The organism is Pseudomonas cistanchae, from assembly GCF_054483635.1.
In genome coordinates this window covers 459,421-485,258 of record NZ_JBTLWN010000001.1, presented here as the reverse complement: position 1 = coordinate 485,258, position 25,838 = coordinate 459,421, and the positions used below count along the sequence as shown (strand labels likewise).

General features: G+C 62.6%; 25 protein-coding genes. 16 read left to right on the top strand and 9 right to left on the bottom strand.

Annotated elements, in window-relative coordinates:
- The first annotated feature begins 51 nt into the window (after window positions 1–51).
- Together ACX0MV_RS02240 and ACX0MV_RS02235 are read left to right on the top strand one after the other, a co-directional pair.
- Window positions 52–1,263 (top strand): putative DNA modification/repair radical SAM protein, encoded by a 1,212-nt coding sequence (locus ACX0MV_RS02240; protein ID WP_458980867.1) that lies wholly within the window; start codon window positions 52–54, stop codon window positions 1,261–1,263.
- A complete protein-coding gene (locus ACX0MV_RS02235; protein ID WP_458981739.1) occupies window positions 1,263–2,153 on the top strand; it encodes a TIGR03915 family putative DNA repair protein in 891 nt (296 codons plus the stop codon). The genes ACX0MV_RS02240 and ACX0MV_RS02235 overlap by 1 nt, the downstream gene beginning before the upstream one ends.
- Here ACX0MV_RS02235 and ACX0MV_RS02230 read toward each other — a convergent pair.
- The gene (locus ACX0MV_RS02230; RefSeq protein ID WP_458980866.1) at window positions 2,119–3,264 is read right to left on the bottom strand and encodes a PilT/PilU family type 4a pilus ATPase; all 1,146 of its coding nucleotides are present in this window, start codon (window positions 3,262–3,264) and stop codon (window positions 2,119–2,121) included. The genes ACX0MV_RS02235 and ACX0MV_RS02230 overlap by 35 nt on opposite strands.
- Window positions 3,265–3,374: 110 nt before the next feature.
- A complete protein-coding gene (gene pilT, locus ACX0MV_RS02225; RefSeq protein WP_458980865.1) occupies window positions 3,375–4,409 on the bottom strand; it encodes a type IV pilus twitching motility protein PilT in 1,035 nt (344 codons plus the stop codon).
- Window positions 4,410–4,480: 71 nt separating this feature from the next.
- Between pilT and ACX0MV_RS02220 the strand changes: the two genes are divergently transcribed.
- The 13 genes from ACX0MV_RS02220 (at window position 4,481) to ACX0MV_RS02160 (ending at window position 15,337) form a co-directional block, all read left to right on the top strand.
- Window positions 4,481–5,167 carry a YggS family pyridoxal phosphate-dependent enzyme gene (locus ACX0MV_RS02220; RefSeq protein ID WP_458980864.1) on the top strand — a complete coding sequence of 229 codons (687 nt, stop codon included), beginning with the start codon at window positions 4,481–4,483 and terminating at the stop codon, window positions 5,165–5,167.
- Between the two features lie 39 nt (window positions 5,168–5,206).
- Window positions 5,207–6,055 carry a pyrroline-5-carboxylate reductase gene (gene proC, locus ACX0MV_RS02215; protein WP_458980863.1) on the top strand — a complete coding sequence of 283 codons (849 nt, stop codon included), beginning with the start codon at window positions 5,207–5,209 and terminating at the stop codon, window positions 6,053–6,055.
- A 22-nt stretch (window positions 6,056–6,077) separates the two neighbouring features.
- On the top strand, window positions 6,078–6,665 hold the full coding sequence (locus ACX0MV_RS02210) for a YggT family protein (RefSeq protein WP_458980862.1): 588 nt from the start codon (window positions 6,078–6,080) through the stop codon (window positions 6,663–6,665).
- A 311-nt stretch (window positions 6,666–6,976) separates the two neighbouring features.
- The gene (locus ACX0MV_RS02205; protein ID WP_458980861.1) at window positions 6,977–8,959 is read left to right on the top strand and encodes a dynamin family protein; all 1,983 of its coding nucleotides are present in this window, start codon (window positions 6,977–6,979) and stop codon (window positions 8,957–8,959) included.
- 130 nt (window positions 8,960–9,089) lie between these two features.
- Window positions 9,090–10,229 carry a homoserine O-succinyltransferase MetX gene (gene metX, locus ACX0MV_RS02200; protein WP_458980860.1) on the top strand — a complete coding sequence of 380 codons (1,140 nt, stop codon included), beginning with the start codon at window positions 9,090–9,092 and terminating at the stop codon, window positions 10,227–10,229.
- 3 nt (window positions 10,230–10,232) lie between these two features.
- The gene (gene metW, locus ACX0MV_RS02195) at window positions 10,233–10,844 is read left to right on the top strand and encodes a methionine biosynthesis protein MetW (RefSeq protein WP_458980859.1); all 612 of its coding nucleotides are present in this window, start codon (window positions 10,233–10,235) and stop codon (window positions 10,842–10,844) included.
- Between the two features lie 30 nt (window positions 10,845–10,874).
- Window positions 10,875–11,294, top strand: coding sequence for a DUF4426 domain-containing protein (locus tag ACX0MV_RS02190; RefSeq protein ID WP_458980858.1), 420 nt, complete (start codon window positions 10,875–10,877; stop codon window positions 11,292–11,294).
- Window positions 11,291–11,887 (top strand): RdgB/HAM1 family non-canonical purine NTP pyrophosphatase, encoded by a 597-nt coding sequence (rdgB, locus tag ACX0MV_RS02185; RefSeq protein WP_458980857.1) that lies wholly within the window; start codon window positions 11,291–11,293, stop codon window positions 11,885–11,887. The genes ACX0MV_RS02190 and rdgB overlap by 4 nt, the downstream gene beginning before the upstream one ends.
- Complete coding sequence (gene hemW, locus ACX0MV_RS02180; protein WP_458980856.1) at window positions 11,884–13,044, top strand: radical SAM family heme chaperone HemW; 1,161 nt, start codon at window positions 11,884–11,886, stop codon at window positions 13,042–13,044. Before rdgB ends, hemW begins: the two co-directional genes overlap by 4 nt.
- 35 nt (window positions 13,045–13,079) lie before the next feature.
- Window positions 13,080–13,403, top strand: coding sequence for a DUF3392 domain-containing protein (locus ACX0MV_RS02175; RefSeq protein ID WP_458980855.1), 324 nt, complete (start codon window positions 13,080–13,082; stop codon window positions 13,401–13,403).
- A gap of 89 nt (window positions 13,404–13,492) precedes the next feature.
- The gene (locus ACX0MV_RS02170; protein ID WP_458980854.1) at window positions 13,493–13,924 is read left to right on the top strand and encodes a carboxymuconolactone decarboxylase family protein; all 432 of its coding nucleotides are present in this window, start codon (window positions 13,493–13,495) and stop codon (window positions 13,922–13,924) included.
- A 1-nt stretch (window position 13,925) separates the two neighbouring features.
- The gene (gene sigJ / locus ACX0MV_RS02165; RefSeq protein WP_458980853.1) at window positions 13,926–14,798 is read left to right on the top strand and encodes an RNA polymerase sigma factor SigJ; all 873 of its coding nucleotides are present in this window, start codon (window positions 13,926–13,928) and stop codon (window positions 14,796–14,798) included.
- A 185-nt stretch (window positions 14,799–14,983) separates the two neighbouring features.
- Window positions 14,984–15,337 carry a hypothetical protein gene (locus ACX0MV_RS02160; RefSeq protein WP_458980852.1) on the top strand — a complete coding sequence of 118 codons (354 nt, stop codon included), beginning with the start codon at window positions 14,984–14,986 and terminating at the stop codon, window positions 15,335–15,337.
- An 87-nt stretch (window positions 15,338–15,424) separates the two neighbouring features.
- Here ACX0MV_RS02160 and hutC read toward each other — a convergent pair whose 3' ends face one another.
- The 6 genes from hutC to hutI form a co-directional block, all read right to left on the bottom strand.
- The gene (gene hutC / locus ACX0MV_RS02155; protein WP_458980851.1) at window positions 15,425–16,135 is read right to left on the bottom strand and encodes a histidine utilization transcriptional repressor HutC; all 711 of its coding nucleotides are present in this window, start codon (window positions 16,133–16,135) and stop codon (window positions 15,425–15,427) included.
- A 160-nt stretch (window positions 16,136–16,295) separates the two neighbouring features.
- Window positions 16,296–17,831, bottom strand: coding sequence for a histidine ammonia-lyase (gene hutH, locus ACX0MV_RS02150; RefSeq protein ID WP_458980850.1), 1,536 nt, complete (start codon window positions 17,829–17,831; stop codon window positions 16,296–16,298).
- Complete coding sequence (hutU, locus tag ACX0MV_RS02145; protein ID WP_458980849.1) at window positions 17,828–19,510, bottom strand: urocanate hydratase; 1,683 nt, start codon at window positions 19,508–19,510, stop codon at window positions 17,828–17,830. Before hutU ends, hutH begins: the two co-directional genes overlap by 4 nt.
- 39 nt (window positions 19,511–19,549) lie before the next feature.
- Complete coding sequence (locus ACX0MV_RS02140; protein WP_458980848.1) at window positions 19,550–20,875, bottom strand: YjiH family protein; 1,326 nt, start codon at window positions 20,873–20,875, stop codon at window positions 19,550–19,552.
- Window positions 20,876–20,995: 120 nt separating this feature from the next.
- A complete protein-coding gene (hutG, locus tag ACX0MV_RS02135) occupies window positions 20,996–21,952 on the bottom strand; it encodes a formimidoylglutamase (RefSeq protein WP_458980847.1) in 957 nt (318 codons plus the stop codon).
- A complete protein-coding gene (gene hutI, locus ACX0MV_RS02130) occupies window positions 21,942–23,177 on the bottom strand; it encodes an imidazolonepropionase (protein WP_458980846.1) in 1,236 nt (411 codons plus the stop codon). Before hutI ends, hutG begins: the two co-directional genes overlap by 11 nt.
- Before the next feature lie 258 nt (window positions 23,178–23,435).
- On the opposite strand from hutI, the gene ACX0MV_RS02125 reads away from it, so the two are divergent.
- Window positions 23,436–24,047: a HutD/Ves family protein gene (locus ACX0MV_RS02125; RefSeq protein WP_458980845.1), complete on the top strand. Its 612-nt coding sequence runs from the start codon at window positions 23,436–23,438 to the stop codon at window positions 24,045–24,047.
- A gap of 291 nt (window positions 24,048–24,338) precedes the next feature.
- Here ACX0MV_RS02125 and ACX0MV_RS02120 read toward each other — a convergent pair whose 3' ends face one another.
- The gene (locus tag ACX0MV_RS02120; RefSeq protein ID WP_458981738.1) at window positions 24,339–25,640 is read right to left on the bottom strand and encodes a DUF1329 domain-containing protein; all 1,302 of its coding nucleotides are present in this window, start codon (window positions 25,638–25,640) and stop codon (window positions 24,339–24,341) included.
- Window positions 25,641–25,838 lie beyond the last annotated feature (198 nt).

Sequence of the window (25,838 nt, the reverse complement as noted above, 5' to 3'; positions counted from 1 at the left end):
CGGCCGCAATTACCGTTTACTGTATGCATAAACAGTATAGCGGTCGCAACCATGCAACTGATTGAAAAGCTCACCGTCCTGGCTGACGCGGCCAAGTACGACGTGTCCTGCGCCAGCAGCGGCGCGCCCAAACGCAGCTCCAGGGGAAAATCCGGCCTGGGCGCCACCAATGGCATGGGCATTTGCCATAGCTTCACCCCTGATGGACGCTGCGTGGCATTGCTCAAGGTCTTGCTGACCAATTTCTGTCTGTACGACTGCCAATACTGCGTCAACCGCCGCTCCAGCGACGTGCCCCGTGCCCGCTTTACGCCAGAGGAAGTGGTAACCCTGACCCTCGACTTCTATCAGCGCAACTGCATCAGTGGCCTCTTTCTCAGCTCCGGCATCATTCGCTCGTCCGACTACACCATGGAGCAGTTGATAAGGGTGGCGAAACTGCTGCGCGAGGAGCACGAATTTCGCGGCTACATTCATTTGAAAACCATTCCCGATGCCGACCCGCTGCTGATTGCCGAAGCGGGCCGCTATGCCGATCGGCTCAGCGTGAACATCGAACTGCCGACCGAAAGCAGCCTGATCCGCCTGGCACCGGAAAAGACCGTGGTGACCATCAAGCAGGCCATGCATTCGATCCACCAAGGCGAAAGCGAAGCCCGCGAGGAGGTGGGCTCACCACGCTTCGCTCCCGCCGGACAAAGCACCCAGATGATTGTTGGCGCCGATGCCACCGATGACAGCACCATCCTGCACACCGCCGAATCACTGTATGGTAATTACCGACTCCGTCGGGTGTATTACTCCGCATTCAGTCCCATCCCGCACAGCCCGACCAGCGTGCCGTTCGAGGCACCGCCCTTATTGCGCGAACACCGCCTGTACCAGGCGGATTTCCTGATGCGCGGCTACGGCTTCAATGCCAGCGAGTTGCTCAGCGGCCCCGGCAACCTGGCGCTGGATATCGACCCCAAACTGGCCTGGGCGCTGAATAATCGCGATCATTTTCCGGTCGACCTCAATCGCGCCGAACCGAGCCTGATTGCCCGGGTGCCTGGCATCGGTGTGCTCAGCGCAAAACGTCTGGTGGATTTGCGCCGGCAGAAGCGCATTCGCTTCGATGACCTCAGTCGACTGCGCTGCGCCCTGGAAAAAGCCAAACCCTTTATCGTCACCCAGGACTACCGCCCCGTGCAGGCCACTCGGGAATCGCTGCTGTTGCGCCAGCAACTGAGCGAGACACCGGCGCAGATGCCGTTGTGGTGATGCATTGCGTGCACTTCGACAACAGCTTCTCGGGCTGGCGAAAGGCGGCGCGGGAAATGCTGCAATGCAAGATGCCGCCCCATCAGATCAGTTGGCTGGGCACTGGCGATGCCGGCGGCCTGTTCGATCAGGCCGAAGCCCAAGCGCCGCAAATCCAGCCCGGCAGCGTAGCTCGTGTCCCCAGGCAACTCCTCGAGTTCCTGGAAAGCGCCGCGCGCTTTCGCGTTCATGATCGCTGGAGTCTGCTCTATCGGATCCTCTGGCGCGTCGCTCAGGGCGACCACGCCGCCATGCTGCCGGGCGATATCGATGGCAGCGAGCTGCATACGCGACTCAAGGCAGTGCGTCGAGAAGCGCACCATATGCACGCGTTTCTACGTTTCCAACCGCGTGATCTCGCGCTCGGCGCGCCTCAATTTGTCGCCTGGCACGAGCCCGCACACGACATCCTCCAAAGCGCTTCGGAACACTTCGCCGAACGCATGGGCCGTCATTCCTGGCTGATCGCGACGCCGGACGATGGGATGTACTGGGATGGGCAGCGCATGCAGTACCAACAACCCTGCCCGCCCCACTGGCAACAGCTAGCGCGCGCGCAGGACGACGATCAGGGGGAAGCGCTGTGGCTGGCCTATTACGGCAGCACATTCAATCCGGCGCGACTCAATCGTTCAGTGATGGAAACCAACCTCCCCGTGCGTTTCTGGAAAAACCTGCCCGAAGGGCCGTTGATTCCACGCCTGATGAGCCAGGCCAGAGCGGGTGCGCAACGCGACGGCCAGGCGGAGGCCGTCGCGCGGCAAACGGGTAAAAGCATCAAGTATCAGGCGCCCGCGCGAACGGCGGGCGACAAAGTCAGCGAAAACGCCGACCCGGATCTTCCTCGCTGATTTCCAGCGACAGTCCCTGCGCCATGCTAGTCAGGTGATCGCCGTCGGTTTCCGAACCCAGCTTGATCAGCAGGCGCAAATCGTTCGCCGAGTCGGCATACAACAGCGCGTCTTCATAGGTGATTTCGCCCTGGCTGTAGAGGTTGTACAGCGCCTGATCGAAGGTCTGCATGCCCAGTTCGGTGGAGCGTTTCATCAGTGCCTTGAGCTCGTGCACCTCGCCCTTGCGGATCAGGTCAGCGGCCAATGGGGTGTTGATCAACACCTCGATGACCGCTCGCCGACCCTTACCGTCCGGAGTGGGAATCAGCTGCTGCGCGACGATGGCCTTGAGGTTGAGCGACAGGTCCATCCACACCTGATTCTGACGATCAGATGGGAAGAAGTTGATAATCCGGTCGAGCGCCTGGTTGGCGTTGTTGGCGTGCAGTGTGGCCAGGCACAGGTGGCCCGTTTCGGCGAAGGCCACGGCGTGGTCCATAGTCTCGCGGGTGCGCACCTCGCCAATCAGGATCACATCGGGCGCCTGACGCAGCGTGTTCTTCAACGCCACCTCGAACGACTCGGTGTCGATACCGACTTCGCGCTGGGTAACGATGCAGCTTTGGTGCTGGTGGATATATTCGATCGGGTCTTCGATGGAAATGATGTGGCCGCTGCTGTTCTTATTGCGATAGCCAATCATCGCCGCCAGCGAAGTGGATTTACCCGTACCGGTCGCGCCGACGAACAGCACCAGCCCGCGCTTGGTCATGGCCAGTTTCTTCAGCACTTCCGGCAGCTTGAGGTCGTCCAGGGTAGGAATGTTGGTTTCGATACGGCGCAACACCATGCCCGCCAGGTTGCGCTGGTAGAAGGCACTGACGCGGAAACGGCCGACCCCACGGGCGCTGATGGCGAAGTTGCATTCGTGGTTTTCAGCGAAATCGCGGCGCTGCTGCTCGTTCATCACCGAGTGCACGGTTTCCCGGGTCTGTTCGGGCGACATGGGGTTTTTGGTGATCGGCATGATCTTGCCGTTGACCTTCATCGACGGCGGCACGCCGGCGGTAATAAACAGGTCAGAGCCGCCCTTCTCGACCATCAGGCGCAGCAGTTTTTCAAATTCCATGCGTTGTCTCGCCCATCACCATCACGCGCTTAGCCTGGGACCAGCTGCTGGGGCGCGTGTCTCGCCAGCGATCTGGGTCTTGGCCGGCGTTGCCGCAGGCCTGAGACGAATTAGAAGTTTTCCGGATTCTTGGATTTTTCCCGCGCGTTTTCGCGGGTCACCACGCCTCGGGAAACCAAGGTTTTCAAACATGAGTCGAGGGTCTGCATCCCTAGCGAGCCACCGGTTTGAATCGCCGAATACATCTGCGCGACCTTGTCTTCGCGGATCAGGTTTCGAATGGCCGGCGTACCGATCATGATCTCGTGAGCCGCGACCCGACCGCCGCCGACCTTCTTCAGCAGGGTCTGCGAGATAACCGACTGCAGGGATTCGGAAAGCATCGAGCGCACCATGGACTTCTCCTCGGCCGGGAACACGTCGACCACCCGGTCGATGGTCTTGGCTGCCGAGGTGGTGTGCAGCGTACCGAACACCAGGTGACCGGTTTCCGCCGCAGTGAGTGCCAGGCGAATGGTTTCCAGGTCGCGCATCTCGCCGACCAGGATGATGTCCGGGTCCTCCCGCAGGGCCGAACGCAGCGCTTCGGAGAAGCCCAGGGTATCGCGGTGCACTTCACGCTGGTTGACCAGGCACTTCTTCGACTCGTGAACGAATTCGATCGGGTCTTCGATGGTCAGAATGTGGTGATATTTGGTGCTATTGAGGTAGTCGAGCATCGCCGCGAGCGTGGTCGACTTGCCCGAACCGGTCGGCCCGGTGACCAGCACCAGACCGCGTGGCACGTCGGTGATCTTGCGGAACACCTCACCCATGCCGAGGTCTTCCATGGTCAGCACTTTCGAGGGAATGGTCCGGAATACCGCACCCGCGCCACGGTTCTGGTTGAACGCGTTGACCCGGAAGCGCGCCACACCCGGCACCTCGAACGAGAAGTCGGTTTCGAGAAACTCTTCGAAATCCTTGCGCTGCTTGTCGTTCATGATGTCGTAGATCAGCGCATGCACCTGCTTGTGATCCAGGGCCGGCAAGTTGATGCGGCGCACATCGCCGTCAACCCGAATCATCGGCGGCAGACCAGCAGAGAGGTGCAGGTCCGACGCGCCTTGCTTGGCACTGAAGGCAAGCAGCTCAGTGATATCCATGGAACTCCCTAATGGCGAGAAGCAGGTAGAATGCCGCGAACGCAGAACGGCCGGGCTATAGAGCGTAGGTAATGTCCACGATAGCAGAGAATATTGCAAAGGTCGGTGCGCGTATCCGTGAGGCGGCGCAAGCCTCGCAGCGAGATTGTGCGGCAATTGGCATGCTCGCGGTGAGCAAAACCAAACCCGCCGAAGCCATTCGCGAAGCGCATGCCGCAGGGGTGTTCGATTTTGGTGAAAACTACCTGCAGGAAGCCCTGGACAAGCAGGGCGAGCTGAGCGATCTGTCATTGATCTGGCACTTCATCGGCCCCATTCAATCGAACAAGACCAAGCCGATTGCCGAGCACTTCGACTGGGTCCACTCGGTGGACCGCTTGAAGGTGGCCGAACGCCTCAGTGCGCAACGCCCCGCGGGCCTGCCTGCGTTGAACGTATGCCTGCAGGTAAACGTCAGCGGCGAGGCCAGCAAATCCGGCTGCCACCCTGACGAACTGCTGGCACTGGCACAAGCCGTAACACAACTGCCTAACCTGAAACTGCGCGGATTGATGACAATTCCCGAGCCAACCGACGACCCACTGGAGCAACGCGCAGCCTTCGCCCGGCTGCGAGACCTGCAAGCCGGCTTGAATCTCGATCTCGACACCCTGTCCATGGGCATGAGCCACGACCTGGAAGCTGCCATTACAGAAGGCGCAACCTGGGTGCGAATCGGCACCGCCCTGTTTGGCGCACGCGACTATGCCAAGGCATAGCGACTGATGCGCCGGTACCCGTAATAAGGAAGCCCCATTATGAGCATCCCTCGCATTGCCTTTATCGGCGCCGGCAACATGGCAGCCAGCCTGATCGGCGGTCTACGCGCCCAGGGCTTTGACGCCAGCGCGATTCGGGCCAGCGACCGTGGCGCCGAGCAACGCGCGAAGATCAGCGCCGAGCATGGCATCCAGACCTTCGCCAGCAACGCCGAAGCAATCGAGAACGCCGATCTGATCGTGCTCTCGGTCAAGCCACAGGTCATGAAGGAGGTGTGCCTGGACCTCGCCGCGCACCTTCGCACCAGCCAGTTGGTGGTTTCCGTCGCCGCAGGCATCGACTGCGCCAGCCTGGAAACCTGGCTGGCGCAGCCAGACGCAGACGGCGCCCAGCCCACGCGTCCGGCAATCGTGCGCTGCATGCCCAACACCCCGGCTCTGCTGCGCCAAGGCGTAAGCGGGCTTTACGCCAATGCCCAGGTTTCCCCGGCGCAGCGCCAGCAGGCCGAACAGTTGCTCAGTGCCGTCGGCCTGGCGCTATGGCTTGAGCATGAGACCTTGATAGACGCGGTAACCGCCGTGTCCGGCAGCGGCCCGGCGTATTTCTTTCTGCTGATCGAAGCCATGACCGCTGCGGGCGAGAAGCTTGGCCTGTCGCGCGAGATAGCCGCGCAACTGACCGCGCACACTGCCCTTGGCGCTGCGCGCATGGTTACTTCCAGCGAGGTCGACGCCAGCGAATTGCGCCGTCGGGTCACGTCGCCAGCGGGCACCACCGAGGCCGCGATCAAAAGCTTCCAGGCTGATGGTTTCGAAGCCATTGTGGAAAAAGCGCTGAATGCCGCGGCCAGCCGCTCGGTCGAACTCGCCAAACAGCTGGGCCACTAACAGATCACCGAAGGAGTCAAAGATGATCGGACTGAACACCGCCGCCGTATATATCCTGCAAACCATCGGCAGCCTTTACCTGCTGATCGTGCTGTTGCGCTTTATCCTGCAACTGGTACGGGCCAACTTCTACAACCCGCTGTGTCAGTTCATCGTCCGCGCCACCCAGCCGTTGCTGCGGCCGCTGCGCCGGATCATTCCCAGCTTCGCCGGGCTCGACCTGGCGTCGCTGGTACTGGCAATCCTGGTGCAACTGGTGCTGATGGCGCTGACCTTGCTGCTGATGGGCTACGGCGTCGACCCGCTGCAGCTGCTGGTGTGGTCGATCATCGGCGTGACCGCGCTGTTCCTCAAGGTGTTCTTCTTCGCCCTGATCATCAGCGTAATCCTCTCCTGGGTCGCGCCCGGCACCAGCAACCCGGCTGCGGAACTGATCAACCAGATCTGCGAGCCCGTGCTGACGCCGATCCGCCGGATCCTGCCAAGCCTGGGTGGGCTGGATCTTTCGCCCATTGTGGCGTTCCTGATTCTCAACCTGATCGACATGCTGGTGATCCGCAACCTGGCGGTGATGACCGGCATGTACAAAGGCCTCAGCCTGGCGCTCTGACAGGCTGGCGATTTGACTACCGCCTTGCAAGGCCAGCACGCGAGTCGCTGGCCGGCATGACCATCGACACATCGCTGCCGTTAGTAGGCAATGTCAAGGGAGCCTCCTGACCGCTCAGCCGCTCTGGGCGACCTTAAGGCGGGACTGTGAAGTCGTCCAATTGACGGGAATGCCTTTGCCCGCATAATGCCGGCATCGCAGCGCCCGAATTCTCTGGCCTTGACCCCATACAGCGCTGCTAACTGCCGAACCTGCGAAAACCTGACAGTCAGGTTTATGCATGGACGCTGCCCCACGCAAGGGAGACCAGGATGAGCATGCAACGCCTCAGTCAACAGGTTGATATCTACGTCGCCTGGAAGCGCGAGTTGATGCGCCAGATTACCCGCTACCGCAGCTGGCTGGTGACCAACCGCCTGACCTCGGACGCCGTGGAGGCCAAGCTCGAACGCGCGCTCAAGCTGTTGCGCACCGACCACATCACCCTGGCCTTTGTCGGCGAGTTCTCCCGCGGCAAGACCGAACTGATCAACAGCCTGTTCTTCTCTGAATACGGCCAGCGCATGCTGCCCTCCCAAGCCGGGCGTACCACCATGTGCCCGACTGAGGTGTTCTTCGACCCGCGCTCGGAACGCTCCTACATCCGCCTGCTGCCGATCGAAACCCGCGTGGCGGAAGCCAGCGTGGCCCAGTTCAAGCGCATTCCCGGCCACTGGGTGAACATCCCGCTGGATCTCAGCGACCCGGCCAATATGGCCGAGGCGTTTTCCCAGGTGGCGAAAACTAAGTCGATGCCGGTCGAGCAAGCGATTCAGCTGGGCTTTCATCCGGACATGCTGGAAAGCGCCGGCAAACCGGGCCTGGTACTGGTACCGGCGTGGCGTCACGCCATGGTCAACTTCGACCACCCGCTGCTGCGTCAGGGCCTGCGCATTCTCGACACGCCCGGCCTGAATGCCCTGGGCAGCGAGCCCGAGCTGACCCTGTCGATGCTGCCGAATGCCCAGGCCATCATTTTCCTGTTGTCTGCCGATACCGGCGTTACCGCCAGCGACATGGCAGTCTGGCAGCAGCATATTCGCCAGCTCGAAGAAGACAACCAGACCAGCCTGTTCGCCGTGCTGAACAAGATCGACGTGCTCTGGGATGACCTGGCCGGCGAAACCTTCGTGCAGAACGCGATCCAGAAAATGCAGAAGGCCACCGCGCGCCAGCTGGGTATCAAGCCCGAAGACGTACTGCCGCTGTCGGCCAAACAAGCGTTGCTGGCCAAGGTGCGCAAAGACCCGGAATTGCTGATCCGCAGCCAGATGAGCAACCTCGAAGACCTGCTCTGCGAGCGCATCGTCACCCAGAAGGAACGGTTGATCGAAGACAGCGTGGTCAGCCAGGTGCTGTCCTTGCTGCACAACAGCCAGCATGTGCTGAACCTGCGCCTGGAGAAGGTCAACCAGCAGCAGGCGCTGCTGAACAACCATCAGCATGACAAGGGTCAGCTGCTGTTCGACCTGACCGCCAAGACCAAGGAAGACCACAGCCAGCATCACCGTCGTCTGCTCGGTCTGAAAAGCAGCCAGCGCCTGCTGGCCCGTCAGTCAGAGCCGCTGCGCGCACGGACTCGTCCCGAGCGCCTCGAGGCCCATCTCAAAGAGGTGCGCAAGAACCTGGTCGACAGCTGGACGACCATTGGCATCAACCAGGCGATTCTGCATTTCTTCAACTCTGTCGAGGATGACCTGCACCACCTCGGTCACGAAGCCGAGATGGCCAACAAGATGGTCGCGGCAATCTACCGTCGACACAATGAAGAGAACCCGCTGCAAGGCATAGACGCCCCCGAGTTCAACGTCGACCGCTATTTGCGTGAACTGCATCAGTTGCAGGGCAAGGCCGATCAGTTCCGCCTGCATGTGAAGACCCTGTTCACCGAACAGCGCGCATTGACCCGGCGCTTCTTTGCGACGCTGGTGCAGGAGGTTGTCGGGCTGCACCAGCGCTTGCGCCTCGAGGCCGAACACTGGGCCAACAGCACCTTGCTGCCGCTGATGCAGCACAGCCTGGAACACAAGCAGATGCTGGAAACCCACATGCTCCGGCTGAGGGCCCTGGCTCAGGAAACTCAGCAGACCCGCCAGCGCAGCCAGCAACTGGCGCGCTACTGCGCCGAGCTGGAGCAGCAACTGGCCCAGGCCAACGAAATGCTCCGCGCCATGCGCCGGCCGGCGCCCATCCAGCGTCAGGGCAAGGTGGTCAATCTGCCCGGTGCCGCACGGGTCCAGAGTGGCGGCGAGTAAGGTTTCGCGCGCGTCGTAGCCCGCCCGGCTGGCTCACTCCCACCCCGCCGCCCCATGCGCTTGCCGCCTGGGGCGGCGCTCTTTAGACTGCTGCACTTTCTTCACCCCATCCTTATCAAGAGCAGGGTCGATGCCGACTGTCTTTCCTCCAGACTCCGTTGGCCTGGTAACGCCCCAGGTGCTTGGCTTCGCCGAACCGCTTGCGCTGGCCTGCGGGCGCAGCCTGGCCGACTATCAACTGGTCTATGAAACCTACGGCGAACTGAACGCTGCGCGCAGCAATGCGCTGCTGATCTGCCATGCCCTGTCCGGCAACCACCATGCCGCGGGCTACAACGACCCGGACGAACGCAAGCCGGGTTGGTGGGACAGCTGCATCGGCCCGGGCAAGCCGCTCGACACCAACAAATTCTTCATCGTCAGCCTGAATAACCTCGGCGGCTGCCACGGCTCGACCGGCCCGAGCAGCATCAACCCGGCCACTGGCAAACCGTTCGGCGCGGACTTCCCGGTCATGACCGTGGAAGACTGGGTGCACAGCCAGGCGCGCCTGGCCGATGCCCTGGGGATCGAGCAATGGGCGGCGGTGGTGGGCGGCAGCCTGGGCGGCATGCAGGCGCTGCAGTGGACGATCAGCTACCCGGAACGGGTGCGCCACTGCCTGGCAATCGCCTCGGCGCCCAAGCTGTCGGCGCAGAACATCGCCTTCAACGAGGTGGCGCGCCAGGCGATCCTCACTGATCCGCAATTCCATGGCGGGCACTTTCAGGAACAAGGGGTGATTCCCAAGCGCGGCCTGATGCTCGCGCGCATGGTCGGGCACATCACGTACCTGTCGGATGATTCCATGGGCGAGAAATTCGGCCGTGGTCTGAAAAGCGAGAAGCTCAACTACGACTTCCACAGCGTCGAGTTCCAGGTCGAAAGCTACCTGCGCTATCAGGGCGAAGAATTTTCCGGGCGCTTCGACGCCAATACCTACCTGCTGATGACCAAGGCGCTCGACTACTTCGACCCCGCGGCCAACCATGACGGCGACCTGGCCAAGACCCTGGCGCACGTCAGCGCCGACTTCTGCGTGATGTCCTTCACCACCGACTGGCGCTTCTCGCCGGCGCGCTCGCGGGAAATCGTCGATGCGCTGACCGCCGCACGCAAGAACGTCTGTTACCTGGAAATCGACGCCCCCCAGGGCCACGATGCCTTCCTGATGCCGATCCCGCGCTACCTGCAGGCATTCGACAGTTATATGAAACGGATTCAGGTGTAAGCCATGCGAGCGGACCTAGAAATCATCCAGGAATGGATTCCCGCCGGCAGCCGGGTGCTCGACCTGGGCTGCGGCAATGGCGAGCTGCTCACCTGGCTGCGCGAACACAAGCAGGTCAGCGGTTACGGGCTGGAAATCGATCCGGACAACATCGCTCAGTGCGTGAGCAAGGGCGTCAACGTGATCGAGCAGAACCTTGACCAGGGCCTGGGCAACTTTGCCAGCGACAGCTTCGACGTGGTGGTCATGACCCAGTCGCTGCAAGCGCTGCACTACCCCGACAAGGTGCTGGCGGAAATGCTCCGGGTCGGCAAGACCTGCATCATCACCTTCCCCAACTTCGCCCACTGGCGCTGCCGCTGGTACCTGGCGAGCAAGGGGCGGATGCCGGTGTCGGACTTCCTGCCCTACACCTGGTACAACACGCCGAACATCCACTTCTGCACCTTCGAGGACTTCGAGCGCCTGTGCCATGCCCAGCATGCCCGGGTGATCAACCGCCTCGCCGTGGACCGCGATCACCGCCACGGCTGGGCCAGCCGTATCTGGCCTAATCTACTGGGTGAGATCGGTATCTACCGAATCAGTGGCCACGCCGCCGAAGCCGCCCGGTAACCTTCGCCCGCCCCCAACAGGAGAGTCGCCATGCATCGCCTAGCCCTATTCGTCCTGGCCCTGTGCCTGAGCCTGCCGGCGCTGGCCGAGCGCAAGCAAACCTTTGGCGATCTGGATGTGCACTACATCGCCTTCAACTCCAGCTTCCTGCAGCCGGACATTGCCGCAGCCAGTGGCCTGGTGCGCAGCAAGACCCAGGGTGTGGTGAACATTTCCGTGCTCAAGGCAGGAAAAGCGGTCAACGCCCAGGTCTCGGGCGAGGTGAAAGACCTGGTCGGACGCAGCCACGCGCTGACCTTCAAGCAAGTGGTCGAGGGCGAGGCCATCTACTACCTGGCCCAGTTCCCGTTCAACCAGCGCGAAGTGCTGCGTTTCACCATCAACCTCCGCGCCGGTGACGATGTTGCCCGCAGCTTCAGCTTCAACCAGGAATTTTTCCCAGACGAATGATGCCTTTCACGGAACTGGTGCTGGCCAGCCACAACGCCGGCAAACTCAAGGAACTCCAGGCCATGCTCGGCGACGCCGTGCGGGTGCGTTCGATCGGCGAGTTCAGTGATATCGAACCGGACGAAACCGGCCTGTCGTTTATCGAAAACGCCATCCTCAAAGCGCGCAATGCCGCACGAGTGTCCGGTTTGCCCGCGCTGGCGGACGACTCCGGCCTGGCGGTGGACCATCTTGGCGGCGCCCCGGGTATCTACTCTGCGCGCTACGCCGATGGCCAGGGCGATGCAGCAAACAATGCAAAACTGCTCGACGCATTGAACGGCGTGGCCGATGCCGAACGCGGCGCGCAGTTCGTCTGCTGCCTGGCGCTGGTGCGGCACGCCGATGACCCCCTGCCGATCATCTGCGAAGGCCTCTGGCATGGGCGCATCCTGCATGCAGCGCAGGGCGCCCAGGGTTTTGGCTACGACCCGCTGTTCTGGGTGCCCGAGCGCAACTGCTCCAGCGCAGAGCTTTTGCCTGCCGAGAAAAACCAGCTCAGCCACCGCGCCCGCGCCATGGCGCTGCTGAAACAGCGTCTGGGCCTGGCATGAGCACGGCCCCCGGCGGCCACTTCGAGCTGCCGCCACTCGCGCTTTATGTACACATCCCCTGGTGCGTGAAAAAGTGCCCGTATTGCGACTTCAACTCCCACGCCGCCGGGCCGACGCTGCCGGAAGACGAGTACGTCGATGCGCTGCTGGCTGACCTCGATGCAGCCCTGCCGCAGGTCTACGGGCGGCCGCTGACCTCGATCTTTTTCGGCGGTGGCACACCCAGCCTGTTTTCGGCACGCGCGCTGGGGCGCCTGCTCGAAGGCGTGCAGCGGCGGGTGCCGTTTGCCAGCGATATCGAAATCACCCTGGAAGCCAACCCCGGCACCTTCGAGCAAGCCAAGTTTCGTGACTACCGCAGCCTCGGCATCAATCGCCTGTCGATTGGCGTGCAGAGCTTCCAGGCGCCCAAGCTGATCGCCCTGGGGCGCATCCACGACGGCGACGAGGCGGTTCACGCGGCCGACATGGCGCGTGCCGCCGGCTTCGATAATTTCAACCTGGACCTGATGCACGGCCTGCCGGATCAGTCGATCGAGGACGCCTTGAGCGATCTGCGCATCGCCATTGCCCAGCAGCCGACGCATTTGTCCTGGTACCAGCTCACCGTGGAGCCGAACACGGTGTTCTGGAACCAGCCGCCGCTGATGCCGGAAGACGACGTCCTCTGGGATATTCAGGAAGCCGGTCAGGCGCTGCTGGCCGAACACGGCTACGCCCAGTACGAAGTGTCCGCCTACGCCCAGGCTGGCAAGGCAGCGCGGCACAACCTCAATTATTGGACCTTCGGCGACTTTCTCGGCATCGGTGCGGGCGCCCATGCCAAGCTCAGCGACCCGGCCGGTGTGATCACGCGCAGCTGGAAAACCCGCCTGCCCAAGGATTATCTGGACCCCGCCAAACGCTTCAGCGCCGGCGAGCGCAGCCTGAGCGCGGACGAACTGCCGTTCGAGTTTCTGATGAATGTGCTGCGCCTCACGGACGGTGTCGCCAGCAGCTTGTTCACTCAGCGCACAGGCCTGCCGTCCAGCCTGCTCAGCTCAGCACGGGCAGAAGCGCAGCAGCGCGGCTTGATGCTGACCGATCCGGCGCGCCTCACCGCCACCCGCGAAGGCCAGCTGTTTCTCAACGACCTGTTGCAACACTTCTTGCCCTGATGGGCAGCGTGCGCACATTGCGCTAAGGACACCTCATGGACCTGCTACTCGACCTGATCGCCACCCTGTCACGCTGGAGCCGCAGCCACCTCTACGACATTTCCCTGGCCATTATGGCCACCCTGTTCGTGCTGTTCGGCCCCGGCATCAACGCCTGGGTGCAGCGCTCCATCAGCGGCCTGAACTTCTTCTTCCGCACCCTGATCTTCGTCCTGGTCTGCGCCGTCGGTTATGGCCTGGCGATGGTGTTCATCACCCCATGGCTGGCCCAAGGCCTCGGCCACTTCAACAACTACACCCTGGCGCCCGTGCTGTTGCTGGTGTTCTTCCTGATCGGCGTACTGGCGGATCGCAATTAGCGCGCCACACAAAAAATTTTCGCTGCCGCGTCACAAGGCCTGGTGCGCACTCGTCATGTAGGTGTCATTCCCTTTTTGGAGAAACACCGATGAACGCAGCGAGCCCTTTGAACTACAACACCGTCATCCCGAGCGTGATCCAGGCGCTCGGCGAGGTTCACCTGGCGATGGATGCCCTGGGCCTTGAGCGCAGTCTCTATCACCTGGTGCAGCTGCGCGCCTCGCAGCTCAACCAGTGCGCGTTCTGCATCAAGATGCACCTGCGCGAAGCCCGCGAAGACGGCGAAAGCAATGAGCGCCTCGACCGCCTGATGGTATGGCGGCATACCTCGGACTTCAGCCCGCGCGAGCGTGCGGCGCTGGCCTGGGTCGAGGCCCTGACCGTGCTCGACGCCACCACCGATTTCGCCACATTGCGCGTGCAGCTGCGCGAGCAGTTCAACGAGACCGAGATCGGCGCACTGACCGCTTCGGTGGCGATGATCAACCTGTGGAACCGTATTCAGGTATCGAGGCATTGAGATGACGGGAGTCGATCATGTGGCGGTATTCGAAGATGCGCGGCCGTTTCTGATGGGCCTGGCGTACCGCATCCTCGGCTCCCACGCCGAAGCCGAGGACGCGGTGCAGGAAACCTTCTGCAAGTGGCACACCGCAGCGCGCGACGACATCCTCAGCCCACGCGCCTGGCTGACCACCTTGTGCACCCGCCACTGCATTAATGTCCTCCGCTCTGCCCGCAAAAGCCGGGTCGACTACATCGGCACCTGGCTGCCGGAACCGATTCATGGGCAGGCGGACGGCGAGTCCGAACGGGCGCTGGATGTCGCCACCTCGCTGTCCACCGCCTTTCTGCTGCTGCTCGAACGGCTGACCCCGAAAGAGCGCGCCGCCTACCTGCTGCACGATATTTTCGACAACGACTATGGCGATGTCGCCGCGACGCTGGGGGTACAGGAACTCAGCTGCCGCAAGCTGGTGTCGCGCGCGCGGGCCCGCATCGCCGACGCCAAGGTACGTTACAGCGCGCCGCGGGAGCGCCAGGAGCTATTGCTGGAAGCCTTTCATCGCGCCATCGCCAGTGGCACCACCGGCCAGTTGGCGACGCTGCTGGCCGATGAGGTGGAACTCTGCGCAGATGGTGGCGGCAAGGTCTCCGCTCTGCGCGACACCTTGCGCGGCAAGGCCGATGTTCTGGCGTTTATCGAGCATTCGCTGAGCCGCTACTGGCAGCACTACGGCTGGCAGGTCAGCGATTTTAATGGCGGCCGCGGCGTGATGATTCGCGCGGGCGACGAACTGGTTGCGCTGATGACCTTCGCCTATGACGCAGCCGGGCGCGCCAGCAATATCTACATCATGCGCAACCCGGACAAACTCGCGCATCTGAGCTAGGGGTTACCGCCTCGGTTGACTATGCAGCTTGCACTGCGCAATCGGCCCGCTCATGCATTCTGCAAGTATCACTCTGATAGCTGTTTTATATAAGATATTGATTTATAACATATTTTGTTTTCAATTTTGCTTGGCACGCAGCGTGCTTTTCTCTTGGCAGTGAAACCAATTGGAAGGACCTCGCAATGTTGATTGCCATTCAAGAACTGTTTAAAGCCTTTCCCAGCCATGACGTCTCCATCACCCCACGCCCGGACGGCAGATTGCTGCTGACGCTGTGCAAGGACGAGCAACCCGCGATGAGCAAGGTGATTGATCGCGAAGTGGTGCTGTGCGAGCGGCACGTACGCGGGCTGATTCGCGACCTGCTGCGTGACATGAAGCTGGCTTCCGGCGAAGTCTGCTGGAATGGCGAAGGTAACCAGTGGGTCAGCAGCGACCTGCCAACTTTTACCGGCGCGCCTATTCATCAAACCGCCGCCAAGACGCTGTTCGCCCGGCGCAAGATCGACCTCAATCATGATCGCACTGCAGCTTGACCCTACCGTCTTGCTGAAAAGCCCGCAGCAGCGGGCTTTTTTGTGCCTGTTCGACGTGGGCCTGCTCAACCAAGCAGTAGGGCGAACTCAGCGCGGCTGAAGTGCTGAGCGCAACTTGTAGCGATCGCCGGGATGGATCAGCCGCGCGTAGCTGACCAGGTGCTCGCCCGACCAGGTGCGGCGGATCATGCTCAGGCAAGGCGTAGCCGGATCCATGGCCAGCCATTCGGCAGTTTGCCTGTCGGCCAGCACGGCCTCGACCACATGTTCGACATCAGAAATCGGGCAGGCGGCGACCAGCACTTCGTTCGGCGTATGCAGAGCGAAATCGGTCTGCAGGTAATTCGGCACCCAGCGCGGGTTGACGTAACGATCCTCCAATTGGATCGGCAAACCGTTTTCGCGGTGCACCAGCAGGCTGTGGAAGGTCGGTGTACCGACGCGCACGCCGAGGCGCAGGGCGACTTCGTCGTCTGCGTCAATTGCCTCGCAACGCAGCACATCGTTGCTGTAGCTGTTGCCGCGGCTTTTCACCTCCGCGGCGATATTCAGCACCTCGTGCAATGAGGACTCGGCCTTGCGGTCGGTGACGAAGGTGCCGAGGCCGGCCTGACGGATCAGGTAACCCTTTTGCACCAGATCGCGAATCGCTTTGTGCGCGGTCATCCGGCTGACGCCGAAATCCCGCGCCAGTTGCTCTTCCGGCGGGATCTGGTGGTGCGCCGGGTAGGCGCCACTGCTGATCCGCTCGAGCAGATGCGCCTCGATTTGCCGATAGAGCGGCGTTTGGCTGGCCACGGCGTTTCCTTGGTTGTCGATGCTGTCGCGCATCATACCGATGCAGCGCGGCGCCGCCGATAGGCAGCGCACGTAGGGTGGGCAACAGGCTAAGCCGGTGGACAAGCTTCGCGTAGTCCACCCTACCAAATGCTGGGAGAGGGGCTATACGCGCCCGAACTCAGCCTACGGACGGCAGCATCCCAGCCGGCAGCAATGGGCTTAGCACACGGCTGGCCAGCAGTTGATCGGCAGCCTCGATATCCGGTGCGAAAAAGCGGTCTTCCACGTAATACGGCACCCGCGCGCGCAGGGCCTGACGCGCCTGTTCGAGCAACGGCGAGCTTTTCAGCCCTTCGCGGAAATCCAGGCCCTGGCAGGCACCCAGCCATTCGATGGCCAGCACGCCACGGGTGTTGGCGGCCATTTCCCACAGACGCTTGCCCGCAGCCGGGGCCATGGACACATGGTCTTCCTGATTGGCCGAAGTCGGCAGGCTGTCAACGCTGTGTGGGTGCGCCAGCGCCTTGTTCTCGCTGGCCAGTGCGGCAGCGGTGACCTGGGCGATCATAAAGCCGGAGTTGACCCCGCCATTGGCCACCAGAAACGGCGGCAGCTGCGACATGTGCTTGTCCATCATCAGCGAGGTGCGGCGCTCGCTCAGCGCGCCGATTTCGGCGATGGCCAGGGCGATGTTGTCGGCGGCCATGGCCACCGGCTCGGCGTGGAAGTTACCGCCGGAAATCACCTCGCCTTCGGCAGCGAATACCAGCGGGTTATCCGACACCGCGTTGGCTTCCACCGCCAGCACCTCGGCGGCCTGCCGCAGCTGAGTCAGGCAAGCGCCCATAACCTGCGGCTGACAGCGCAGCGAGTACGGGTCCTGCACCTTGTCGCAGGCTTCGTGGGAACGGTCGACTTCGCTGCTGTCGCCGAGCAGATGGCGATAAACCGCAGCCGCGTCGATCTGCCCACGTTGACCACGGGCGGCATGAATGCGCGCATCAAAGGGCGCACGCGAGCCCAGCGCAGCCTCGACGGTCAGGCCGCCGCAGACGGTGGCCGCAGCGAACAGATCCTCGGCCTCGAACAAGCCGCGCAAGGCGTAGGCAGTCGACACCTGAGTGCCATTGAGCAGCGCCAGACCTTCCTTGGCCGCTAGGGTCATCGGCTGCAGGCCGGCGATGGCTAATGCTTCAGTTGCCGGCAGCCATTCGCCGCGATAACGCGCCTGGCTTTCACCGAGCAGCACCAGCGACATATGCGCCAGCGGCGCGAGGTCACCGGAGGCACCGACTGAACCCTTGAGCGGAATATGCGGATAGACCTCGGCATTGATCAGGGCGATCAGCGCCTCGATCACCTGGCGGCGAATGCCAGAGAAGCCGCGCGCCAGGCTGTTGACCTTGAGCAGCATGATCAGCCGCACCATGGCGTCGTCCAGCGGCGCACCAACGCCGGCGGCATGCGACAGCACCAGCGAGCGCTGCAGTTTTTCCAGATCATCATTGGCGATGCGGGTCGAGGCCAGCAGACCGAAACCGGTGTTGATGCCGTAAGCGGTACGGCCTTCGGCAATGATGCCGTTGACGCAGGCGACACTGGCTTCGATGGCCGGATAGGCCGACGCAGCCAGGCTCACGCGCAGGGGTGCCTGGTAGGCGGCGCGCAGTTGGGCCAGGGTCAACTGGCCGGGGTGCAGGGTGAACAGGCTCATGCATGGGCTCCTTGGGTTGCGCCAATCATAGGCAGGTCCAGGCCCTGCTCGCGGGCACAATCGGCGGCGATTTGATAACCGGCATCAGCGTGGCGCATCACCCCGGTGCCTGGATCGTTGCGCAGCACGCGGCCGAGACGGGCGCGGGCTTCGGGGGTGCCATCTGCGACGATCACCACGCCGGAGTGCTGCGAGTAGCCCATGCCGACGCCGCCACCGTGGTGCAGCGACACCCAGGTCGCGCCGCCTGCGGTATTCAACAGAGCGTTGAGCAGCGGCCAGTCGGATACGGCATCGGAGCCGTCCTGCATGGCCTCGGTTTCACGGTTGGGGCTGGCCACCGAGCCGGAGTCGAGATGGTCGCGGCCGATGACGATTGGCGCTTTCAGCTCGCCGCTGGCGACCATGTCATTGAAGGCCTGGGCCAGGCGCGCGCGGTCCTTCAGGCCGACCCAGCAGATACGCGCCGGCAGGCCCTGGAAGCTGATGCGCTCGCGGGCCATGTCCAGCCAGTTGTGCAGATGGGCGTCGTCAGGGATCAGTTCCTTGACCTTGGCATCGGTCTTGTAGATGTCTTCCGGGTCGCCGGACAGTGCCACCCAGCGGAACGGGCCAATGCCCTGACAGAACAGCGGACGGATGTAAGCCGGGACGAAGCCAGGGAAGTCGAAGGCGTTGTCGACGCCCTCCTGCAGGGCCATCTGACGGATATTGTTGCCGTAGTCGAAGGTCGGCACGCCCATCTGCTGGAAGGCCAGCATGGCGCGTACATGCACGGCCATTGACTGCTTGGCGGCCTTGACCACCACGGCCTCCTCGGTCTTGCCGCGGGCCACGTATTCGTCCCAGCTCCAGCCGGCCGGCAGGTAGCCGTGGCGCGGGTCATGGGCGCTGGTCTGGTCAGTGACCATATCCGGACGCACGCCGCGCTTGACCAGCTCCGGCAGAATCTCGGCGGCGTTGCCACAGAGGGCAATGGACACCGCCTTGCCTTCGCCGCAGTACTTGTCGATACGCGCCAGGGCGTCGTCCAGATCGCTGGCCTGCTCGTCGACATAACGGGTTTTCAGGCGAAAATCGATACGGCTCTGCTGACACTCGATATTCAGCGAGCAGGCACCGGCCAGGGTCGCCGCCAGTGGCTGCGCGCCGCCCATGCCGCCAAGACCCGCAGTGAGTACCCAGCGGCCCTTGAGGTTGCCGCCGTAATGCTGGCGGCCGGCCTCGACAAAGGTTTCATAGGTGCCCTGAACGATGCCCTGGCTGCCGATATAGATCCAGCTGCCGGCGGTCATCTGGCCGTACATGGCCAGGCCCTTGGCATCCAGTTCGTTGAAGTGCTCCCAGGTGGCCCAGTGCGGCACCAGGTTGGAGTTGGCCAGCAGCACCCGCGGCGCGTCCTTGTGCGTCTCGAACACGCCGACCGGCTTGCCGGATTGAATCAGCAGGGTCTGGTTGTCTTCCAGGCGGGTCAGCACTTCGACGATCGCATCAAAACACTCCCAGTTGCGCGCGGCGCGGCCGATGCCGCCATACACCACCAGTTCCTTGGGGTTCTCGGCCACTTCCGGGTCGAGGTTGTTCATCAGCATGCGCAGCGGCGCTTCGGTCAGCCAGCTCTTGGCGGTCAGCGTGGTGCCACGGGCGGCGCGGATTTCGGTGTCACGGAAAAGGCTCATAGCAAGCTCCTTATCAACAGATCGTTAGGTGCGGGCGGCTTACAGCCAGCCCATGTAGTGCGCCAGGTAGCCCAGCGGAATGCTGAACAACAGGCTTAAGAACGTGCGCTGCAGCCAGACCAGCAACAGGTCGCGCAGACGCAGGGGAATTCGCGTGGCCAGCACGCAGGGAATCGAGGCGGAGAGAAACAGCACGCTGCTCACCGAGACGATGGCGGTGACGAACTTGACCAGCACGTCGGCGTCTTTCAGCAACATCGCCGGCAGGAACATCTCCGCCAGGCCCGAGGAAATGGCCCGGGCCACCTGCATCGGCTCGTTCAGACCAAACAGCCAGGTAACCGGGTAGAACAGCACGCCCAGGGCATCGAACAGCGGAGTGTATTTGGCGGCGAGCAAGCCGAGCAGGCCGACGGCGAGAATGCTCGGCAGAATCGCGGCGGTCATGCGCAGGCCATCGACAAAGGTCTCGCGCAACGCGCTAAGCAGCGAAGGCGCACTGGCAGCCTGGCTCAGCCCGGCACGCCAGGCGCTGCCGATGCGGCTTTCGCCCGCTTGCAGCTGCGGCTCGGGACGGCTTTCAGTAGGTAAACGTGACAGTGGGTAGATGCGCGCGCTGACAGCGGTAACCGCAAAGGTCACCAGCATCGCGCTCCAGAAATACAGGTTCCAGATTTCCATCAGGCCAAGGGTCTTGGCGATGATCACCATAAAAGGCGCCGACACCGTGGAAAAGCCGGTGGCGATAATCGCCGCCTCACGCACGCTGTAATGGCCCTGCTGGTACATACGGTCGGTGATCAGCAGGCCCACCGAGTAGCTACCGACGAACGAGGCCACGGCATCGATTGCCGACTTGCCCGGCGTACGCCAGATCGGCCGCATCACCGGCTGCATCAGCACGCCGACCAGCTCGAGCAAGCCGAAGCCGATCAGAAACACCAGGGCCAGTGCACCCAGCGGCACGATCAGCGCCAGGCTGAGCACCAGCTTGTCGAACAGAAACGGCAGCATGCCAGGCTGGTACAGCGCTTCAGGCCCGACACGGAACAGATAGGCCACGCCGATCAACAGACCGAACACCTTAAGCACGCTGAACACGGTGCGTGTCAGGTCGCCGCGCCAGCTGCCGCTGAACCAGGGCTGCAGCGCGCCGTAGAGCATAAACAGCATGGCAATGCTGATCACCAGCGGCCGCGCATGGGTTTGCAGGGCGCTGGCGCTATGGTCGAGCAGAATGGTCGAACGCCCGCCGATCTCGAACGGCACAAAGAAGATCAGCAGGCCAATCAGGCTGTAGCCGAGCAACCGGGCCAGGGCGCGACCCTTGGACACGCTGGCGAGCGCCGTAAGTTGTTCAGACATGACGGCTCTCCGCGCGCAACGAGCGGGGTGCCGGGCTGCCGCCGTGGCGGTGCTGGGTGAAGGGTGTCATCTGTGCATTCCTCTGTATTTATTGTTGTCAGGGAAGTGGCCAAGTAGCGCTTAGCCGGTCAGGGTCAACAGGTGAATCAGGCGCGCCGCTACCTTGGCGGTGCGGCTGTCGATATCGTGTTCGGGGTTGAGTTCAGCCAGGTCCATCAGGCGCAACTTGCCGCTGTCGCGCACGGTTTCCAGCAGCGGCTCAAGCAGCGCCAGCGGCACGCCACGCGCTGCCGGGGCGCTGACGCCTGGGGCTTCGCAGGCCGGCAGCACGTCGATATCGATGGTCAGGTAGATCGCGTCGCAACCGGCGATAAACGCCTGCAACTCGGCACTAAGCGCTGTCAGACTGCCTTCGCGAATCTCGCGGTCTTCGCGCACCAGCACATTCAGCTCGGCGGCGCGCTGGAACAAGGCGCGGGTATTGCTGGCGCGGCTTACACCGAGGCAGGCGTAGGCGAATGGCCAGCCGCGGGCGGCGCACTGCTCGGCAATCTGCGCGAACGGCGTGCCGGAGGAACGGGCATGAGCCGGGTCGCGCAGGTCAAAGTGCGCGTCGAAATTGATAATGCCTATGCGCGGGGCGGCCATCCGAGGTGCAGCAGCACCGGCCATATGCTCGGCAATACCCTGCCAGCTGCCAAAAGCCACCTCATGGCCGCCACCGAGAACGACCGGCAAATGCCCGGCATCCAGCAGCGCACAAACGTTATGGCCGAGGCGCGCTTGGGCGCTTTCCAGATCGCCATCAGCGCACAGCACATCACCGGCGTCATAGGCGGCGCCCTGACGGTGCCAGGCCAGATTGGCCAACGCCTTGCGCATCGCCAGCGGACCATTCACCGCGCCAACACGGCCATGGTTGCGCCGCACGCCTTCGTCGCTGGCGAAACCGAGCAGGGCCACACCAGGCTGGCTGTCCGCACTCAGTTCCTGAATGCGCTGATGCCAGCGCGAGCTGTCGGCTTCCGGATCGACGCGGCCCTGCCAGAGGTCCATGGAGTTGCGATCAGCGTGCATAGGTGTTGGCTTCTTTGCTGTAACTAATGGCGCCGTTAAAGATGCGCTGACGCAGCCGGCCCGGTTGGACCGCATAGGCCAGTTCGGCAGGTTGCTGCACATCCCACAGGCACAGGTCGGCGGGGGCCCCAACCTCGATCCGCCCCAGGTCAGGGCGGCCGAGGGCGCGGGCGGCATAGGCGGTCATACCGGCCAGGGCTTCGCACGGGGTCAAACGGAACAGGGTGCAGGCCTGGTTAAGGGTCAGGGTCGGAAAGCAGATCGGCGAGGTACCGGGGTTGGCATCGCTGGCCAGGGCCATCGGCACGTTGTGCTGACGCAGCAGCGCGATGGGCGGCAACTGGGTTTCGCGCAGGGTATAAAAGGCCCCCGGCAACAGGGTGGCCACGGTGCCCGCGGCGGCCATGGCCTGCACCCCGGCCTCGTCGAGAAACTCGATATGGTCAGCCGAGAGGCCCCGATAACGTGCGGTCAAGGCACTGCCGCCCTGATTGGACAATTGCTCAGCGTGCATCTTGATGGGTAGGCCATGGCGCTTCGCCGCCTGGAACACCAATTCGCACTGCGCCGGCGTGAAGCCGATGTTTTCGCAGAACACGTCCACCGCATCGGCCAGGCCTTCGGCAACGGCCGCCGGGATCATCTCGTTGCACACCAGGGCGATATAGCCGTCGCTATCGTCGGCGAATTCCGGCGGCAAGGCATGAGCACCGAGCAAGGTGGTAATGATGCGTAGCGGCCGCAACTCGCCAAGACGGCGAGTGACGCGCAGCATCTTCAATTCATCGTCGATAGTCAGGCCATAGCCGGACTTGATTTCCAGGGTGGTCACGCCGTCGTCCAGCAGCGCCTGCAAACGCGGCAGGCTCTGCGCCAGCAGCTCGTCCTCGCTGGCGGCACGGGTGGCGCGCACGGTGCTGAGAATGCCGCCGCCGGCCTTGGCGATCTCGGCGTAGCTGACGCCCTCAAGACGCTGTTCGAATTCAGCGGCGCGATTGCCGGCGTACACCAGATGCGTGTGGCAATCCACCAGGCCCGGGGTCATCACCCCGCCACGCCCGGCTTCGACCGCGCCATCAGCCATAGCTTCAGGAAACGCGCTGGTAGGCCACAGCCCCGCGACTTTGCCATCCGCCACCAGCAGATTGATCGGCTCAGCCAGCGTCGTCAGGCCGTCGAACAGACAGAGATCACGCCAGAGCAGGCTTGGGACGGGAGAAGGCATAAGGCGCTCCTTGATCGAATTTGTATATACAATAAAATCTGACCGTGCGGTCGTCAACCCCAGCCATCGGTAAAGATGTCACCGCACCACGCTCAATCAGCGAGCAGCATCTAATAAAGCGGAGCCGGCCGATATGCGCGGTTATATCAGCACAGAGGCATGCAGCTGCCACAGGCGATCAGCAACACTGACACCCAGGATTGAGGAGCATCATCTTTTTAATGTATATACATGAAAGAAAACCCTATGAGAGATCCCGTGAGCATCCGCCTCGTCGACAGCCATACCGCCCGCCGACTGCCGTGGAAAAACGGCAAGGGCGTCACTCTGGAGCTGGCCATCTCCCCGTCCGGCGCAAGCCTGGACGACTTCGAGTGGCGCATCAGCAGCGCCTGGGTGAATAGCGCCGGCCCCTTTTCCCAGTTCCCTGGTATCGACCGCAGCCTTGCTCTGCTCAGCGGCGCGGGTCTGCGCCTGAGCCTGCCCGAGCCGATCATTCTCGACCCAAGCAATCCTGTGCTGAGCTTTGCCGGCGAGCTGGATGTGCGGGCCGAGCTTCTCGCCGGCCCGGTACAGGACTTCAATCTGATGAGCCGCCGCGAACGCTGGCGGCACCGCCTGCACTATCTGGAGCTGCAAGGCCAGCAGTGGCTCACTGGCAGCGAGGTGCTGTTTGTCTATTGTCAGGCTGGCAGCGAGCTCGACTGCACGTTGCTCAGTGGCGAGCAGTTGCGGCTACATGCCGGTCAAGGCGTACTGTTGGAGGGTTATCAGGATTACTTGCGCGAGGATTACCTGCGCATAGCCTGCAACGGCTCTGCCAGGCTTTTCCTGGCCAGGTTGGAGCGGCTGGCACCTGTGGGGTTATGAGCGCTGCTGGGGTATCCGATTTTCACGGCCCCAGACGCGTCATTGCCCACTCCGCGACCGAGGCGCCAAGCGCTGCCAAGAGGACTGCAGACCCTTGCGCAGACTGTCAGATGACCTGGCCGCACAGATGGGCAGCTTCCGCCTCTAGGGGTTGCTCCAAATGTGGCCGAAAGCGCCTCGCTGACTCACGGGCCAGCCAGGATTTACACCTTCGCCATGCGCCCGCGGTTGGCATGCGCATAACGAAAAAAGCCGCCTTATACAGGCGGCTTTTTTGCGGACTACGACGAATCAGTTGCCTTCGCGGCGCAGCGCCTGGGCAGTGAAATCGCGCGGATGCAGGTCGGCGTTGAAGTTGTACATGGGCTCGTTGTTGTCGAGGCCATCGACGAAGTAGCGACCACCCTTGAGGTCATAGATGGTCTCCAGGGTGCTGCCGAACATCGGCACTTCGTAGTAGCTGATCGGATGACTTTCCTGCAGGCCGCTCAGCTCACCGCTCTTGTCGTACAGGTCAACTGCGAGGATCTGCCAGCTGTCCTCGTCGAGGTAGAAGCGACGCTTGTGATACGGATGGCTGTGACCCTTGCGCAGGTCCGCTTCGACGACCCAGACCCGGTGCAGCTCGTAACGCAGCAGCTCCGGGTTGACCGAATCGCGCTTGAGAATGTTCTCGTAGGGGATGCCCTTCTGGTGCACGGCGTAGCTGTTGTACGGCACCAGCATTTCCTGCTTGCCGATCAGCTTCCACTCGTAACGATCCGGCGCGCCATTGTAGGAGTCGACAACGTCGGCGGTAGCCAAGCCATTGGTATCCGGCTGCAGGCTATCGTAGGCCAGCATCGGCAGACGACGCACGCGACGCTCACCGCGGCTGAAACGCCAGGCCTTGCGGATGGCGAGCACCTGGTCGATGGTTTCCTGCACGACCAGCGCGTTGCCAGCCAACTTGGACGGCGCGACGACCCGATACTTGTAATAGAACAAGGTGTTGTCGAGGTCCTTCGGTGTTACCCCATCACGGCCGTAAAGGAAGTAGACCTCACGCTCCTGCTTGATCAGGTTGTAGTCGCCACTGGCAAGCACCGCAGCCACATTCGTGACGCTGCTGAACTGCTCGCCGCGGTAACGCATGATGTGGTTCCAGATTGCTTCCTGGCCAGTTTGCGGCATCGGGAACGGTATCCCTGCCGCCGTTCCATCGACGCCATTGCCGCCAGAGATCAGCTCGGCGTTCTGCGCGTTGAAGCGCGTGGCATCGTAGATCCGCTGCGGCGCTGCGGCGCTACGGCGGGTCGGGAAGACCTGAAGGTAATACTCTGGGTTCTTTTCCAGCAGCGCCTTGAAACCTGGTGTCAGCTGCGCCTGGTATTGGCTGAGGTTCTGGCTGTTGACCTTGTACAGCGGCGCATCGCCTGCATACGGATCGGGATGGTGCATGCCCGGCTGGTAGTTGGCCGGAGGCTGCGCCAGGCCGCCTTCCCAGCGTGGAATGGTGCCGGCGGCATTGCCAGCGAGCTCACCGCCCAGGGGCGTTAGGTCCTGACCCAGACGTGCGGCTTGCGCACCGTCGACCTTGGCCTGCGCTTGCATGGCCAGACTGACCAGTAGCAAGAATGGAAGTGCTTTTAACACGTGTGTTCTCCTCACGGCGCACGAGGCTTGCGCCGCTATTTATTGTGCTCGCGACCGACAGGTCGAGCTTCATGAATGCTGCAGGCGGTGAGGAGCCATCCTGGCGTCGGGTTGTCCCGATCTTCAGCAGCCGTCCTGGCTGCCAATTGAGTGTAG

Bases quoted from the DNA above. Each gene is read 5' to 3' on its own strand.
- ACX0MV_RS02240 (WP_458980867.1), top strand. From the start codon at position 52: ATGCAACTGATTGAAAAGCTCACCGTCCTGGCTGACGCGGCCAAGTAC.
- ACX0MV_RS02235 (WP_458981739.1), top strand. From the start codon at position 1,263: ATGCATTGCGTGCACTTCGACAACAGCTTCTCGGGCTGGCGAAAGGCG.
- ACX0MV_RS02230 (WP_458980866.1), bottom strand. From the start codon at position 3,264: ATGGAATTTGAAAAACTGCTGCGCCTGATGGTCGAGAAGGGCGGCTCT.
- pilT (WP_458980865.1), bottom strand. From the start codon at position 4,409: ATGGATATCACTGAGCTGCTTGCCTTCAGTGCCAAGCAAGGCGCGTCG.
- ACX0MV_RS02220 (WP_458980864.1), top strand. From the start codon at position 4,481: ATGTCCACGATAGCAGAGAATATTGCAAAGGTCGGTGCGCGTATCCGT.
- proC (WP_458980863.1), top strand. From the start codon at position 5,207: ATGAGCATCCCTCGCATTGCCTTTATCGGCGCCGGCAACATGGCAGCC.
- ACX0MV_RS02210 (WP_458980862.1), top strand. From the start codon at position 6,078: ATGATCGGACTGAACACCGCCGCCGTATATATCCTGCAAACCATCGGC.
- ACX0MV_RS02205 (WP_458980861.1), top strand. From the start codon at position 6,977: ATGAGCATGCAACGCCTCAGTCAACAGGTTGATATCTACGTCGCCTGG.
- metX (WP_458980860.1), top strand. From the start codon at position 9,090: ATGCCGACTGTCTTTCCTCCAGACTCCGTTGGCCTGGTAACGCCCCAG.
- metW (WP_458980859.1), top strand. From the start codon at position 10,233: ATGCGAGCGGACCTAGAAATCATCCAGGAATGGATTCCCGCCGGCAGC.
- ACX0MV_RS02190 (WP_458980858.1), top strand. From the start codon at position 10,875: ATGCATCGCCTAGCCCTATTCGTCCTGGCCCTGTGCCTGAGCCTGCCG.
- rdgB (WP_458980857.1), top strand. From the start codon at position 11,291: ATGATGCCTTTCACGGAACTGGTGCTGGCCAGCCACAACGCCGGCAAA.
- hemW (WP_458980856.1), top strand. From the start codon at position 11,884: ATGAGCACGGCCCCCGGCGGCCACTTCGAGCTGCCGCCACTCGCGCTT.
- ACX0MV_RS02175 (WP_458980855.1), top strand. From the start codon at position 13,080: ATGGACCTGCTACTCGACCTGATCGCCACCCTGTCACGCTGGAGCCGC.
- ACX0MV_RS02170 (WP_458980854.1), top strand. From the start codon at position 13,493: ATGAACGCAGCGAGCCCTTTGAACTACAACACCGTCATCCCGAGCGTG.
- sigJ (WP_458980853.1), top strand. From the start codon at position 13,926: ATGACGGGAGTCGATCATGTGGCGGTATTCGAAGATGCGCGGCCGTTT.
- ACX0MV_RS02160 (WP_458980852.1), top strand. From the start codon at position 14,984: ATGTTGATTGCCATTCAAGAACTGTTTAAAGCCTTTCCCAGCCATGAC.
- hutH (WP_458980850.1), bottom strand. From the start codon at position 17,831: ATGAGCCTGTTCACCCTGCACCCCGGCCAGTTGACCCTGGCCCAACTG.
- hutU (WP_458980849.1), bottom strand. From the start codon at position 19,510: ATGAGCCTTTTCCGTGACACCGAAATCCGCGCCGCCCGTGGCACCACG.
- ACX0MV_RS02140 (WP_458980848.1), bottom strand. From the start codon at position 20,875: ATGTCTGAACAACTTACGGCGCTCGCCAGCGTGTCCAAGGGTCGCGCC.
- hutG (WP_458980847.1), bottom strand. From the start codon at position 21,952: ATGCACGCTGATCGCAACTCCATGGACCTCTGGCAGGGCCGCGTCGAT.
- hutI (WP_458980846.1), bottom strand. From the start codon at position 23,177: ATGCCTTCTCCCGTCCCAAGCCTGCTCTGGCGTGATCTCTGTCTGTTC.
- ACX0MV_RS02120 (WP_458981738.1), bottom strand. From the start codon at position 25,640: ATGCAAGCGCAGGCCAAGGTCGACGGTGCGCAAGCCGCACGTCTGGGT.